Source organism: Vibrio sp. ES.051 (genome assembly GCF_002563795.1).
Taxonomy (GTDB): Bacteria; Pseudomonadota; Gammaproteobacteria; order Enterobacterales; family Vibrionaceae; genus Vibrio.
Genome location: NZ_PDJL01000006.1, coordinates 179,109 through 193,529, shown reverse-complemented (window position 1 = coordinate 193,529; position 14,421 = coordinate 179,109). Strand labels below are relative to the sequence as shown.

At 44.0% G+C, this 14,421-nt stretch carries 14 protein-coding genes and 1 pseudogene; 6 read left to right on the top strand and 9 right to left on the bottom strand.

Annotated features, from left to right (window positions below; translation table 11 throughout):
• Positions 1-49 precede the first annotated feature (49 nt).
• Positions 50-1,198: a mannitol-1-phosphate 5-dehydrogenase gene (locus ATG66_RS17990; RefSeq protein ID WP_098416592.1), complete on the bottom strand. Its 1,149-nt coding sequence runs from the start codon at positions 1,196-1,198 to the stop codon at positions 50-52.
• A 111-nt stretch (positions 1,199-1,309) separates the two neighbouring features.
• Entirely contained in the window at positions 1,310-3,262 is a 1,953-nt protein-coding gene (locus ATG66_RS17985) for a PTS mannitol transporter subunit IICBA (RefSeq protein ID WP_098416591.1), read from the bottom strand.
• 839 nt (positions 3,263-4,101) lie between these two features.
• Here ATG66_RS17985 and ATG66_RS17975 point away from each other — a divergent pair.
• Positions 4,102-4,821: an SIMPL domain-containing protein gene (locus tag ATG66_RS17975; RefSeq protein WP_098416589.1), complete on the top strand. Its 720-nt coding sequence runs from the start codon at positions 4,102-4,104 to the stop codon at positions 4,819-4,821.
• A 174-nt stretch (positions 4,822-4,995) separates the two neighbouring features.
• Here the strand turns inward: ATG66_RS17975 and ATG66_RS17970 are convergent, their stop codons facing one another.
• The gene (locus ATG66_RS17970; protein ID WP_257145772.1) at positions 4,996-5,277 is read right to left on the bottom strand and encodes a DUF4382 domain-containing protein; all 282 of its coding nucleotides are present in this window, start codon (positions 5,275-5,277) and stop codon (positions 4,996-4,998) included.
• A gap of 170 nt (positions 5,278-5,447) precedes the next feature.
• Here ATG66_RS17970 and ATG66_RS17965 point away from each other — a divergent pair, with 170 nt between their 5' ends.
• From ATG66_RS17965 to ATG66_RS17955, 3 genes are all read left to right on the top strand, one after another.
• Positions 5,448-5,720 carry a D-fructose-6-phosphate amidotransferase gene (locus tag ATG66_RS17965; RefSeq protein ID WP_098416588.1) on the top strand — a complete coding sequence of 91 codons (273 nt, stop codon included), beginning with the start codon at positions 5,448-5,450 and terminating at the stop codon, positions 5,718-5,720.
• A gap of 205 nt (positions 5,721-5,925) precedes the next feature.
• Positions 5,926-6,903, top strand: a complete 978-nt coding sequence (locus ATG66_RS17960) for an amidoligase family protein (RefSeq protein ID WP_257145771.1) — start codon at positions 5,926-5,928, stop codon at positions 6,901-6,903.
• Entirely contained in the window at positions 6,876-7,541 is a 666-nt protein-coding gene (locus ATG66_RS17955) for a gamma-glutamyl-gamma-aminobutyrate hydrolase family protein (protein ID WP_098416587.1), read from the top strand. The genes ATG66_RS17960 and ATG66_RS17955 overlap by 28 nt, the downstream gene beginning before the upstream one ends.
• Before the next feature lie 41 nt (positions 7,542-7,582).
• Here the strand turns inward: ATG66_RS17955 and ATG66_RS17950 are convergent, their stop codons facing one another.
• From ATG66_RS17950 to ATG66_RS17920, 6 genes are all read right to left on the bottom strand, one after another.
• Positions 7,583-8,068 carry a gluconokinase gene (locus tag ATG66_RS17950; RefSeq protein ID WP_098416586.1) on the bottom strand — a complete coding sequence of 162 codons (486 nt, stop codon included), beginning with the start codon at positions 8,066-8,068 and terminating at the stop codon, positions 7,583-7,585.
• Positions 8,069-8,102: 34 nt separating this feature from the next.
• Entirely contained in the window at positions 8,103-9,380 is a 1,278-nt protein-coding gene (locus ATG66_RS17945; protein WP_098417105.1) for a TRAP transporter large permease, read from the bottom strand.
• A gap of 151 nt (positions 9,381-9,531) precedes the next feature.
• On the bottom strand, positions 9,532-10,080 hold the full coding sequence (locus tag ATG66_RS17940; protein ID WP_098416585.1) for a TRAP transporter small permease subunit: 549 nt from the start codon (positions 10,078-10,080) through the stop codon (positions 9,532-9,534).
• Positions 10,081-10,132: 52 nt separating this feature from the next.
• A complete protein-coding gene (locus tag ATG66_RS17935) occupies positions 10,133-11,149 on the bottom strand; it encodes a TRAP transporter substrate-binding protein (protein WP_098416584.1) in 1,017 nt (338 codons plus the stop codon).
• A gap of 790 nt (positions 11,150-11,939) precedes the next feature.
• Positions 11,940-12,782, bottom strand: coding sequence for an IS3 family transposase (locus ATG66_RS17925; protein ID WP_143699719.1), 843 nt, complete (start codon positions 12,780-12,782; stop codon positions 11,940-11,942).
• Positions 12,779-13,285 (bottom strand): helix-turn-helix domain-containing protein, encoded by a 507-nt coding sequence (locus tag ATG66_RS17920; RefSeq protein WP_098414183.1) that lies wholly within the window; start codon positions 13,283-13,285, stop codon positions 12,779-12,781. The genes ATG66_RS17925 and ATG66_RS17920 overlap by 4 nt, the downstream gene beginning before the upstream one ends.
• Positions 13,286-13,372: 87 nt before the next feature.
• On the opposite strand from ATG66_RS17920, the pseudogene ATG66_RS17915 reads away from it, so the two are divergent.
• A pseudogene (locus ATG66_RS17915) lies at positions 13,373-13,777 on the top strand (hypothetical protein).
• A gap of 156 nt (positions 13,778-13,933) precedes the next feature.
• Positions 13,934-14,332 (top strand): YkvA family protein, encoded by a 399-nt coding sequence (locus tag ATG66_RS17910; RefSeq protein WP_025789412.1) that lies wholly within the window; start codon positions 13,934-13,936, stop codon positions 14,330-14,332.
• The last annotated feature ends 89 nt before the right edge of the window (positions 14,333-14,421 follow it).

Genomic DNA, 14,421 nt, shown 5'->3' with positions numbered 1-14,421 from the left:
AACTATTTAAACTTATATTTATGGGGGAGCTAAGCTCCCCTTGATTCGATTAAAACTGGTGGTAAATCACTTCGATTTGAGCCACTTCTGTACTGTCTTCAGCCAGACCAGTGTACGTTGCTAGCGTTTTCTTCACGCCCACGGCTTTTAATGAGCTTTGCAGCTCCACCGCTTGCGGATCGGTGTCATTAGTGTACTTTAACGCCGCCGCGATACCTTTCAAAAGTGTTTGATTTTCAGTGCCATACTCGATTGTACCGAGTAATGGCTTCACTAATCTATCGTTTGCACCCAATTTACGGATTGGCTGGCGTCCAACGCGATCCACTTCATCGACCAAATATGGGTTGGCAAAGCGTCCTAAAATCTTCTCGATGTAGGCGTTGTGCATGTCACGGTCGAAGCCGTAACGTTTGATCAGCACTTCGCCACTTTCCTGCATCGCTTGCTTTACTTCAGCGTGAATGCTTGGGTCTTCAATCGCTTCACGAATGGTGCGGTGGCCTTTCAAACAACCTAAATAAGCAGTAATGCAGTGGCCTGTATTTAGGGTGAACAGCTTGCGTTCGACAAAGGCCATGAGGTTGTTGGTCTTTTCCATGCCAGCAATGTTTGGGATGTCGCCTTTGAACTGTTGCTCATCGACAATCCATTCGCTAAAACTCTCTACCGTCACTTCTAGTGGGTCATCGTTGGCGGCTTCTGCTGGTGGCACGATGCGATCGACAGCGGAATCAACAAAGCCAACTAACTCGTCTGCTTTTGCGTGCAGTGATTTATCCAGATGTTTGTACACTTCGCCTTTTAGGTGTGTGGTACCACGCACCATGTTTTCACACGCGATGATGTTAAGTGGCGCGTCATTACCAGCTTCAAAGCGTTTGGCGATGCCTTTCGCGATGGTTTTCGCGATGATGTCTAATACGTTAGGACCGACCGCAGTGGTGACTAAATCGGTTTTGACGATGCGATCAATCACATCTTCACTGGCTGAGTTTACCGCTGTGACGTGGGTAACGGTGTCGATTTGGCACTCGGTGCCCACGACTTTTACTTTGTATTCTTGTTTGTGGCTAAGTTGATCGACGAGCGGAGCGTCCACGTCTGCAAACGTTACTTCGACTTCTGCGTCAGCTAAGAGTTTGCCGATGAAACCACGACCGATGTTACCTGCGCCAAAATGAACTGCGTTTTTCATAATGCTTACCTACCAATATCTGAAAATGTTGATTTACGAAACTAGGATGAGGCCAACCGCATAGGGGGTGACAGCTGGCCTCTTTGCCTCAGGAGCAAATTAAAGGAGTAATTAAGCTGCGTATTGACCGCCAAGGATGTTAAGAATTTCTTCTACATCATTGGTGCTGGTTAGCGTCTCAATTGCTTCCGGCTCATCGAGCGCGTTCGTAATGGTGGTGATCACTTGGATGTGCTCATCGTTCTTAGCGGCAATGCCGATAACCAGTTTCGCGACATCGTCGTCATCTTCAGTAAATTGAATACCCGATGGGTATTGGCAGATTACAATGCCAGTTTTTTTCACGCGGTCTTTCGCTTCTACGGTGCCATGAGGTACCGCGATAGACTCGCCAAGGTAAGTTGGAACCAACGCTTCACGCTCAAACATCGCGTCGACGTATTCTGGTTCGGCGTAGCCCAGTTCAACCAATTTGTTGCCCGCAAAGCGAATCGCTTCTTCTTTGTTGGCCGCTTTCAAACCTAGGTGAATGTTTTTACGCTGGATTTGGAAAACCGATGGTTGCTGTGGTTCAAAGCTGTCGTCGTTGGCAGCAAGTACCGACACTTTGACCATTTGGTCGTCATTCGCTGCGGATTGGTTTTGTGCCGCTAGTAGTTTGGTGACTAGCTGGTTGTACATTTCGCTGTCTAAGAAGTTCGTCAATGAAATGTGGTGTGCGTTCGGAGCATGCTTACGTGCACGATCCGTCAAGTCTTTATGTGTAATCACGATATCTGCACTCTCTGGTAAGCTGTTAATAGCAAGGTTGGTTACGTGGACGTTCAGACTGGCGTCTTGAACCTTTTTGCGTAACATACTCGCACCCATGGCGCTTGAACCCATGCCCGCATCACAAGCAACAATGATGCTTTGTACTGTCGCTAGGTCTACGTCACCTTTACTTTGGTTATTTACCACTGCGCCATTTTTCGAGGCAGATTTCATGTCTTTCATTTGCGATGTGGCTTTTTCTAGTGTCGCTTCATCGCCATCTTCTTCTGTTGATGTCTGTGTTTTCATCAGTAGCGCGGCTACTGCGAATGATACACCGGTTGCTGCTACGATAGACGCAAGGACACCGACGATTGAACCTTTTTGAGTCATCAACAAGATGGCGAAAATAGAACCTGGAGACGCTGGAGAAACGATGCCCGCGTTAAACATGGTCAGAACGAACACGCCAGTCATCCCACCAGCGATAGCCGCAAGGATCAGACGTGGGTTCATGAGAATATACGGGAAGTAAATCTCGTGAATGCCCCCGAAGAAATGGATGATGGACGCACCGCCAGCCGTTTGGCGAGCTGTACCTTTCCCAAACACCATGTAAGCCAGCAAGATACCCAAGCCCGGGCCTGGGTTCGCTTCGATCAAGAAGAAGATCGATTGACCAGTCTCAGATGCTTGCTGAATACCCAGTGGAGAGAAGATGCCGTGGTTGATCGCGTTGTTTAGGAACAGGATCTTCGCTGGCTCAACAAAAATAGAAGTCAGTGGCAGAAGGTGCGCTGAAACAAGGAAGTTTACGCCTGCTGCCAATGCGCCAGAAAGCACTTTGACAAATGGGCCGATAAGGAAGAAAGCCAAAATGGCGCACAGCATACCGATGATGCCCGCAGAGAAGTTGTTCACCAACATCTCAAAGCCGCTTTTTACTTTACCGTCGATGTAGTTATCGAATTTTTTGATTGCCCAGCCGCCCATTGGGCCAACCATCATTGCGCCCATAAACATTGGGATATCAGTACCGACAATCACACCCATGGTTGTGATTGCACCAACGACCGCGCCGCGATCGCCGCCGACTAATTTACCACCGGTGTAACCGATCAGTAGTGGCAGTAAGTAAGTGATCATAGGACCAACCATGGAAGCTAACGTCTCATTTGGCAGCCATCCGGTTGGGATAAATAGAGCAGTGATAAAGCCCCACGCGATAAACGCGCCGATGTTAGGCATTACCATGTTTGACAGAAAACGACCAAAATTTTGTATCTTGATCTTGGCATCTGGTGATATCATAACAATTCCCCGTTCGATGTTCTGATGAATATGTTGTCGTAAACGGTTCGCCAAAACCGCTTGTTTGATTGCTTAGTACCCAATCAATTTACCACACATTTTCCAATTGGAACTGACGACGGGTTTTTCGTGATCAACCCCCGCATTTCTTCGGATGAAAAGCATTTTTTAAGTGATGATTATCAATTAATTGATATGTAACTTAATAACAAAAAATGATTTTCAAATCTGTCAATAAAAATATTAGTGATCAATTCGATCTTCTGACAAATATAAAATCAAAATTCATTGTGATTAAGATCACCTTTGATTTCTTTTCTAATTCAAATTAAATGCCTTTGGCGATCAATATCACACTTTGTTTAACGTTCGGTTTGATTGGAAATGTGATCTATGACCGTTTTGAAGTTTTGTGAAAGTTTATAACGTGAACGTTTGTGCGATGTTGGCGTTTTGTGGATTAAAGCTTGAGATGACTGGCCTTTTTGCGATGAGTTTAACTAAACACTTTGTTTTTAATGTTTTACGGGTAAATAACGTCTCACGCTGTTAGCGTTTCGTCGTTTAGAGCGATGTTGAGCAGCGCGATACAGTCTACGTTTGTAGACGATGTCGAGCGAGCCATGGGCAATGCAATAGTCGATACTCAAAATATCCAACCCAGAGGCAAATCCATGAGCCTTTGATGACAAACGGGTGAAGCTTTGTCATCAAAGCCGAAGAGCGTGCAACTGTGCTATGAATCAAAACTCGCGTTATGTCTCCCTCTTATAACAAGAGATAGGCTATCTTATCTAAAGTAAAGAATAAGCTAAGTTGGCATTTATCAGGGGGAAATAATGGAACGAGTTTCCAATAAAGCAGCACTTTGGATTGGATTAAGTTTGATACTTGGGCTTGGTATCCTCGGTTATTTTATCCAGCAAACGGCGGTGAAATACCGAGCCTATGAACGAGTGGTGACAGTAAAAGGATTGTCGGAACGCGAATACCCTGCAGATACGGTAATTTGGCCTATTCAATTTACCCTAGCGAGTAATGATATGGGCACCATGTTTGATGACATCGACCAGCAAACGCGTTTGATTCTGGATTTTTTAAGTGTCAAAGGACTCCCTGAAACCAGCGTTTCTCTTTCTTCTCCTGCTGTCATTGACAGAAAGGCGCAGCAATACGGTGGCGAGCAAGATATTGAGTTTCGTTATTTAGCATCACGCACGGTCACGGTTTATAGCCAAAGTGTTGATGTTGTTCGAGCGGCAATTAATGAGATTGGTGAGCTAGGAAAACAAGGCGTACTGCTGAATCAAGATCCCTACGCGAACCGCGTTGAATACAGCTTTACTAAGCTGAATGACGTGAAGCCAGATATGATTGAAGAAGCGACGAAGAACGCGCGTGAAGTGGCCGAAAAATTTGCGAAAGACTCGCAGAGTTCACTGGGTAAGATAAAACGTGCTACGCAAGGGCAGTTTTCTATTTATGACCGAGATAGTAATACGCCTTACATTAAGAAGGTGCGAGTGGTCTCAACCGTTCAGTATTACTTGTCTGATTAAAATAATAGTCAACAAGCCGCTCATTGTGTGAGCGGCTTTTTGGTAAGGTGAGCGTTATAGAATAGGATGAATATCTTGCTCTATATGTTCACCTTTGACCACATCAACAGGTGTGTCATGTTGATAGATCAGGAAGCCATCTTCGGACGTTTCATGGTTATTTGGTGTATCAACCTACGCTGTACAGGTATCCCCAATACTGTAAGTACCAAGACCAATGTAACCGCACTCGTAATTGTAGATGTATTGCCTTCTTCGTCTGGCGATTGACTGATGTTCGCCAGTTTCTGGGTCAAGTGGTACAAGGACAACATTGTTAAAGGTTAAGACGACCTTATTGGCCTCATCGACAGGGGCATCGGAAACGTTGAGAGAAAAAGTGGCGGCTTCTGTATCGGATGATGAGTCGTCGCGACCACAGCCCGTCAATAAAAGACCGCCTGAGATGGTAAGCAAAGGGTTATGACCTGTAATAAAGGGGTCAATTTTCGATGGCGCTATATGCGAGTCTTTTATTATAAAACTAAAGTCTTATCTGCAAAGGCATCTCGTTTGATAATAATCAAGCTCGACGCTCTGATATGAGCGTAAGTTGGTATGACTTGCTAATAGAAGGGATGAGAACCATGGCATTTAAGCACTTTATTAGGGAACTGTTGGGTCTGACGATCGTTGTTTCTGTCGTTTTTGGCGTGTTAGGCGTGATGTTAGAGCTCTTTGCACTCACGGCATTGTGGGAACATCAAGAGTCGATAGCAGACATATTCTTCAATGAGTCGTTCTATCTTATCGTATTTTTCATTCCAGCATACTGTCTTTGGAAGCTCATCAATCATCCAACGCTCGTCTTAGCGGATCAAGCTTATGTAGCAATGAAGCTAGAATCAGAGCGTCGATAAGTTCACATCTAGCTATAGTTAACAGAGCGGTTAGTTTTAGAATCGTATTGAAAGAAAAGCGGCCCAAGGTATCGTTCTAGCCCTTCTTTTTCGCCTCGATACTGGATTTGACGGTCAGTTTCTACGGTGCCCAAGACATGTTAGGGTAATTACTCGCAATATACCTTATAAGTACTTTTAGGTAACCTTATAAAAAGTAGAGGCAATGATGGCTTTTAAAACTCCTCCTTTAGTCACAACGGAAACCAACGAAGTCCGTTGTGTTGGATTTGAAATCGAGTTTACTGGTTTAACCATCGAAAAGGTTACGCAAATACTGCATGGTGTTTTCGGTGGCGAGCTAGAGAAAGTATCTGCTGTTGAGTATGCTTTGGAGACACCAGAATATGGAAAATTCAAAGTTGAATTAGACTGGGAGTTTCTCAAGAACGTAGCTTTGGATGCCAAGCTCAGCAATGATGGCCATGAATGGGTAGAGTTTTTACATCAAATCGCGTTAACAGTGGTTCCAGTGGAAATCGTCTGTCCTCCATTTCCGTTGGGTAAGCTTGAAAAGTTAGATGAGATTATTCCCGCTCTACGGAACGCAGGAGCAAAAGGGACAGATGACTCTGCCGTTGCTGCTTTTGGTGTTCATATTAACCCTGAGCTGCCATCCCTTGATGTTCAAACTATCCATTCTTATTTGCAAGCTTTCGGGTTATTACAATGGTGGCTTTGTGAGATTCATAATGTCAACTTTACTCGAAAAATCAGCCCATATATCCAATTATACTCTGAGGAGTATGTCGAATTACTTCTCGACAGAACTTATCAGGACATCAATGCTTTGATCGATGATTACCTTATTCATAATCGAAGCCGCAACCGAGCCTTGGATATGCTACCGCTATTTGCCTTTATTAATCAAAATAAAGTCAATAACGCGGTTAAGGACAGCAAAATTAATCCAAGGCCTACCTTTCATTACCGATTGCCTGATTGTTTGATTGAAAATACTCATTGGAGTTTTACCGTTTCTTGGAATATATGGCATTTAGTGGAGGTTCTAGCTGCGGATGCAGAGGCTTTAGAATTTTTATCGAGTCGGTTTAGAGAAATGTCGTTACCGCTGGTAGGGGTAAGTCGTAATGATTGGGTTAAGGAAGTCAGTAAGTGGATAAAAAGCCGAGAATTGGGGTAACCGGCAATCATCGTAGTTGGTCGCCATCATGGTGGTGTACGAAACTGGCGCTTATATTCGCCGGAGCAAAGCCTGAAAGAATCAGTATAAAGCATCACTGGTCAGGACAAGCGCTCGATGGATTAATTGTGGGCGGTGGAGATGACATTGATCCTAAACATTATGGGGCGGAAGCGACAGAGCATGGTGAGTTCGACCCAGAGCGCGATCAGCTAGAGATACATTGGGTAAAGTGGGCGTTACAAAGTAATACCCCAGTCTTAGGAATTTGTCGTGGCGCGCAATTGGTTAATGTTGTGCTTGGTGGAAATTTGCATTCAGATATTTCGAGTTTACGTAAACGCACTTATAACCGCCCAGGCGTACTACCAACCAAGCAAGTGTTTGTCGACAGAGAGTCAGATTTGTTTGCTTTATGCGGAAAAGCTAAGTTAAGAGTAAATAGCCTTCATCATCAAGCAGTGAAAGATGTTGGCGATGGTTTGCGTGTTGCAGGACGAGATCTTGATAGTTTTATTCAAGCGATTGAAAGCACACAAAGTAAGCCGATCTTCGGTGTTCAATGGCACCCTGAATATCTGTTTTATTTACCTAGTCAATTTAAGTTATTCCGATGGTTAGTACGGTTGTGCCGCTGATAAAAGGGCTGAAAAAGACCAGCCCTTTTAGTGAGACGTGGTTAGACGTGCGAGAGAATGTCTTGGACGACATTTTGAGGAGGTTGATTAATATCGATGGATATGGCCTCTTTTTCGGTTGGTTCTACAAGGGTACTAAACTGACTTTCTAACATTGAAGAGCCTTGGAAGTAATGCCCCTCTCGCGCCTGAAGGCGTGACCAAATGGTGTCGAAGTCGCCCTTTAGATAGCAAAATATCAACTCGTGGCAACCATTTCTTAGTGTGTCTCTATATTCTGGTTTTAGGGCAGAACAGGCTAATACTAAGCTATCTTGGTCTTGAATCAGTCTATTTAAGGTTAACAACCATTCTTTTCTGTCTTCGTCTGTCAGGGGGATCCCATTCCTCATTTTTTCAACGTTTTCGTCTGGATGGTAATCATCACCATCGAAAAAAGGAATGTTAAGAGCCTTTGCCAGTGAGTCGCCGATCGAGGACTTACCGCAACCAGAAACGCCCATAATGACATATTTTTTATTCATAATTTCAACAACTCATAATTAATATCAACGGGTATCGCTATTGCCACCACAACGCCAGCTCTGGGAATATAATAACCAGTGCAAGAACACAAACTTGTAGCGCAATAAACGGAAGTAGAGCTGAGAATATTTCGCCCAGAGTAATGTCTTTAGGCGCGACAGATTTGAGATAGAATGCTGCTGGGCCAAATGGCGGTGACAAAAACGCAACCTGCATATTCAGACAGAACACAACACCAAACCAGATAGGATCCATGCCGAGACCGGTAATAATTGGGACGAAAATTGGCATAGTAAGCAACGCAACGCCTACCCAATCTAGGAACATGCCTAGAACAAATAGGATTACCATCATAATAAGCAGGGTCGACATCGCGTCACCACCACTTAGAGCCAAGATCGTTTCCTCGACGAAGTCGATACCACCCATCAGATTGTATACGCCCACCAGTGCTGAAGCACCGATACCGATCCACATGATCATTCCACATGTGCGCATGGTGGCGATAGAAGACTCTTTCACCATTTTCCAATTAAGTTCTTTACGGATTGCCGCACTGATAGCAATGCCGACAACACCCAGTGCAGAAGCTTCGGTTATTGACGCTAAACCGGTGTAAATACTACCTAAAACCGTAGCAACCGATAGTAGAGGGAAGAATAGGGCCTTAAAATAACTTGGGTGAGCTTCTGCATCTTTAGCAAGATCTTCTTCTGACGGCAATGGTGCAAGTTCAGGATTGAGCTTACAGCGAATCAGGACGTAAGCCATATAAAACATCGCCAGAATAAAGGCAGGCAAGAATGCCGCTTTGAACAGCTCACCAATAGATACTGAGGCTGATAAACCATAAATAATCAGCACAATACTGGGTGGTAGCATCGTTCCTAGCGCACCACCTGCACAAGTGGTACCTATTGCCAGCTTACGGTCATAACCGAGTCTGAGCATTTGTGGCAGAGCAAGAATGCCAAGCAGTACGGTTTCACCACCAATGACGCCCGACATCGATGCCAGAATTACCGCAACAAGCAGCGTTTGAACAGCCACGCCGCCACGAACTTTTCGGGCAACGCTTTTCATTGCATCGAACAAATCTCTCGCAATACCAGAGCGATCTAGTAAAGCTGCCATGAGTACAAACATGGGAACAGCAAGGAAGACATAACCACTGACAAAACTAAAGATGCGACTTGTTATTAGCGGTAAAGCATCAACACCAAACCAACCTAAGGTGAAAATAAGCGCAACCAGAGCGGTGACGAACGCTAATTGCATACCAGTTAACAACAGTCCAATCATTAGAACAAGCATCAACAAGCTACCATATTCGATGCCGATCGATGATAAGTTGGATGTGAAGGTTTGAACACCAACCCAACCTAAAGCGGAGGCTAAAGCCACAAATGCTATTACAAGAAACACAGGTTTCCAGTTTCCTACAATTGGTTTTGTAGAAGATAAATTAGTCATTGTCATCTTCCCTTAGTAGTTGAATTTCTCTAACCAAATGCAGAATAAATTGAATGAACATTAAGCAAACGGTAAATAGAATGATCCCTTTAAGAAGGGCAGGGAATGGTGGGTTCCAAGCGGAACCAGAGGTCTCTAATCGTAACCCACCCCAAGGTGCAAACCATGAGTTAGCAACGGTTTGCCATGCGGCGTACATTAACAGCCCGCTAAGTAGCAGCCCCGCTAAGTGGTGAAAGACATTCAGGTAATGCCTCGTTTTCTGGGAAACTGAATCGTAAATGAGAACAACGCGCACATGTTTGTCCGTTGCCAGCGCGTAAGCACCGCCGATGACAAACAGTGAACCACCAATAAAAGATGCGGTTTCATGCACCCAGATTGTCGGTGAGTTAAATAAATAGCGGCTTGCTACTTCATAAAAAGAAATAATAACGGTGATAACAAACAATAAACTAAGTAGCTCACTAACTTTTGTTACTGCTTTATCAAGAATATTTTGGGGCATTTCAGCCACAATATTGGCGTCTGATTCTTTCATATATCTAATTCCAAATAAAAGTAGGGAGGAGTAAACCTCCCCACATAACGACTTATAGAAGGCCTGAGTCTTTCAAGTAAGTAGTTATAGAATCGTAAACTTTTTTAGCATTTGGAGAGAGCTCAGCGTACTTCTTCCATTCACCCATCGCGATTTGGCGGAATTTCCTACGCTCTTCTTCAGACCAGTCATGGAGCGTGATGTTTGGGTTTGCTTCCGCTTCCTTAACCGCTTTCTGGTCTGCAATGCGAAGCTGTGTGGTCATATCTTCGGCGAAGTCACGTACTGACACTGTCATAATTTTTTGTAGATCGGCTGGTAGTTTATCCCACTTTTTTTGGCTCATTGAGATATCAATGGTCGGTAGTGAGTGGAAACCCGGTTGAACAGGGTGGGTTGCGATATCGTTCATACCTGCTTTATGGTTAGTCGAGAAAACGGTGTAGTCAGCAGCATCAATAACGCCTTTACTCAAACCGGTAAAAACTTCCGAGCCTGGCAGGTTAACGGGCGTTGCGCCGGCTGCAGAAAATACTTGCTGAACCAGACCTTCAGGTGCACGTAATTTCAGGCCTTTCAGATCATCCACACCGTTGAGTGGTACTTTAGATACAAATGATTCCACACCTGTGGTTGAACCGCCGATATATTTCACGCCGTATGGAGCATAGAGCTCAGTCATTAACTCGTATCCACCACCATAGTTGATGTATTGGAGTAGCTGACGAGTGTCGGACCATGCACCAACCATGTTACCAATTAAGCCAAATGCCGGATCTTGGCCCGTAAAGTAACCCGTTGCTGTGATGTGACCGTCGATGATGCCCATTTTTATTGCACCTAAGGTTTCCGTATGTTTCACCACTGATCCCACAGGTAATAAATCAATTTCAATACGACCACCAGACATTTGCTCTACGCGTTCAGTCCATTCCTTCTGAACTTGAAAGTTTTTGTCTCCAGAAGGGTCACTAGATTGAAATTTGAAATTAAAGTCAGCAGCTAACGCCGATGTTGATAGCAAAGCCAGTGAGACAGCTGAGGCGAGGGATTTTTGTAGGATGTTCATTCATTCGTCCTTTGTTTGTTTTTAATGGATCTCTAATATGTCATAACCCGAATTGTTACCGGGAACACTTCGGGATGTTACTGGTAACATTTGGCGGAGTCTAGGAGTTGGATCACGTTACATAACATCTTTAATTATTTTCTAACATGAATAAGGCGTTAGTTATGAGCAAAGGTGAATATATTTTTCAGGCAAGTTATGAATAGTTTGGGATAGAATTTAAATGACATGAATCTGCGCTAATTCGCATTATTGCAGACTGGCGAGTTGCGGTTGGTAGATATATTTTCTGGGTTGGAAATGCGGTGTTGTTGCGTTAGCGTGGAAGATTTCGATTGAAGAAGTGATCGCAGACCGAGTATCGAATCGACCGAGCTAGAAAAGACAAAGGCGCGTAGAGTGCTCGACGATCCTTCTGCAATTTGGTGGCCCTCGCAGACTTGAACTGCGGACCAATCGCTTATGAGCGAAGGTCTGACGCAATCTCACCGCGCAATCAACATAGAAACCCTACCCCGAATCACGCCTAAATCCACCAGCAAAATCACATCACCCGATTACCCGCATGATTTTACTGACGTCTACGCCGGGAAATCCGCCGAACCTATATCACCGCCGCCACCGTCGAGAAATATAGAAAACTGTGTTGGAAAGACAGGAACAGTACCGGAAAAGACAGGAAAAACTCCCTAAGCGTAACAAGCAGCAAAACGAATTTATATTATTGAATTGTAAGAGCCCTTACTGGATTCGTCCGGTTGAAGTGACCCCGTAAAGTTGGACATTTCTGTTAAGCGGCTTTCAAGGCCTGAGTTCGATATTCTATCGGAGTCAGGCCTTTTAGTTTCACTTTTATACGCTTGGTATTGTAGTACTCGATGTATTCTTTAATTTGTTCTATCAGAGCATCTGCATCTTCAAAACTTTGGTTGTGATACATCTCTGTTTTGAGTAAAGCAAAAAAGTTTTCAGCAACAGCATTATCCAAGCAGTTACCTTTTCTCGACATGCTTTGCGTTAACCCATTCTCCGCTACCTTTTTCTGATACTGTCGATGGCGATATTGCCAACCTTGATCGCTATGTATAATTGGTTTTGAGTTGGGTTTAAGCGTTGATATAGCTTCCGTCAGCATATCCGTGACAAGCGGCAAGCAGGCATTTTTGGCCACTCTATAAGCAACCACTTCCTGAGTAAACAAGTCGACAACGGGAGACAAGTATACTTTCTGCTCTTTGATTTTGAACTCCGTGACATCTGTTACCCATTTTTCATCGGGTTGAGTCGCACTAAAATCTCTTTCAAGCACGTTAGGAGCTGCTGTTCCAGATTCTCCTCGGTATGAACGATACTTTTTAACCCTGACCGTCGATTTAAGGTTGAGCTGAGCCATAAGTCTTTGAACCGTTTTGTGATTAAGCATAACCCCCTGATTTTTTAGTTCCAAGTGAATACGGCGGTAGCCGTATCGACCCTTATGTTCATGATAAATTGACTTTATCAAACGCAGCTCACGTTCGTAGCTATTTGGGCGCTTACTCGTTTGAGCCTGATAATAGAAGACACTTTTTGCCAACTGTAGAGTGTGCAGTAAGTGCTTCAACGGGTACTTGCCTTTAAGAGTTAGAGCTATGACCGCTTTTTCTTTGTTCGACGGTTTTTTTCCTGCTCCAACTCTTCCAACTTTTTTAGAACGGCATTCTCAGTTCGTAAGTAGACCAACTCCTCTTTTAGCTCCTCAAGTGTCATTTCATTATCAGGTTTAGTGGTACGTTGAGGTTGCTGTTTCATTGAGGGTCTTCCTTTCTGGCGCATTTTGAGCCCTTTGATACCGAGCTCATTAAATCTTTTGAGCCAGACAGAGAGTATCCCCGGGGATGAGAGGTTTAATACTGCGCTAGTGTGCGTGAGAGACCAATCATTCGTCCACATTAAATTCAATGCTTTTCGTTTTTCCTGAGCAGTAGCATGCTTAGTTGGTAAAAATGAATCAGCACCATGGATGACAAAGACTTGAACCCAATACCGTATCTGTCTTGAAGACATTGAATATTGTTTTGCTAAATAGCGAGATGACGCACCATCTAAGCATTGTTTAGCAATGATACATTTTAGCTCGCGGCTATATTTGGACATAAAAAGACCCCCAATAATTGGTGTCCAACTATTGGGGGTCAGTTCAAAAAAAGCAGGAAGAATAAAGAGGTTGACACATCTAAAACCATGCCAGAAGCCAATCCATTCTCCCGTGTCCTCAAATCAGATCAAGCAGACAAGCTAGGCGCAACGTCGAGTGGCAAAGCTCTCTACGAAGTTGCCCAGAATAGTTAGAATAAACAACTATATTTTCGAACTTCCGAACAAAGTGGTGGGGCAGGATTGCATTCAAAACAGTGGATTCTTCTCAGTAGTCTGCTAGACCTTATTGAGTCGTAGGGGGACAAACCATGGAAAAGTCAGGTGTATAAATATCTTTATTCTTCCGGCTTAGCCAACAACCAAGGTTTCTGCGCGGCAATTGCTCGTGGTCTTAATTTAGCAGCGAAAGCAGAGTCCTCTATTTACATGCACACTAAATCAAAAGATTACGAGGGAGTAAAAGCCGAGCTATTAGCTCTAGCGAAGTAGTTTCCAGCGCTAGGCTGTTGGTAGTAGTATTTTTGAGCAATCAGATGAGTATGTACAGTCCATGTACAACACAATGATAAGCATCAAGTTTTTCGCGTTACCGGTCAAGTAGTATCTAGTGGGTGTATTAAAAGTATCAATAAATAGAGGCTAGATATGGGAATTAGTAAAGAGCAAGAAGAAAAGGCTCGCAAGCAGTTCTACGAAGATATAAAAGATGTGGATGATGCTGATGTTGAATACGCATCTAAAAAAGGGAATAAGAAGTTAGATCAGCTTGATAGTAATCCCCCTGGCGCACTGTCTAAGCTTTGGAATGACATCAAGTTAATGGTGAATCTAATCACCGACTATGTGAAAGGTGATTATACGGAAGTGCCGTGGCGAGTAATCGCCGCCATTACAGGTGCGATTGTATATTTCGCATCGCCAATAGATGTTATCCCCGATTTTATTCCTGTAGTTGGGTATCTGGATGATGCGCTTGTTATCAAGTTAGCTCTCGACTTAGCCTCTGAGGACCTGATCGAATATAAAAGATGGAAAGCTTGCTAGTTCGAGAAGCTGCCTGATACATGAAAATTGGGATGCCACTACTGGTATCCCCTTATTCGTATGCAAAAAGTGAAGGCTTCTTGGGCCGA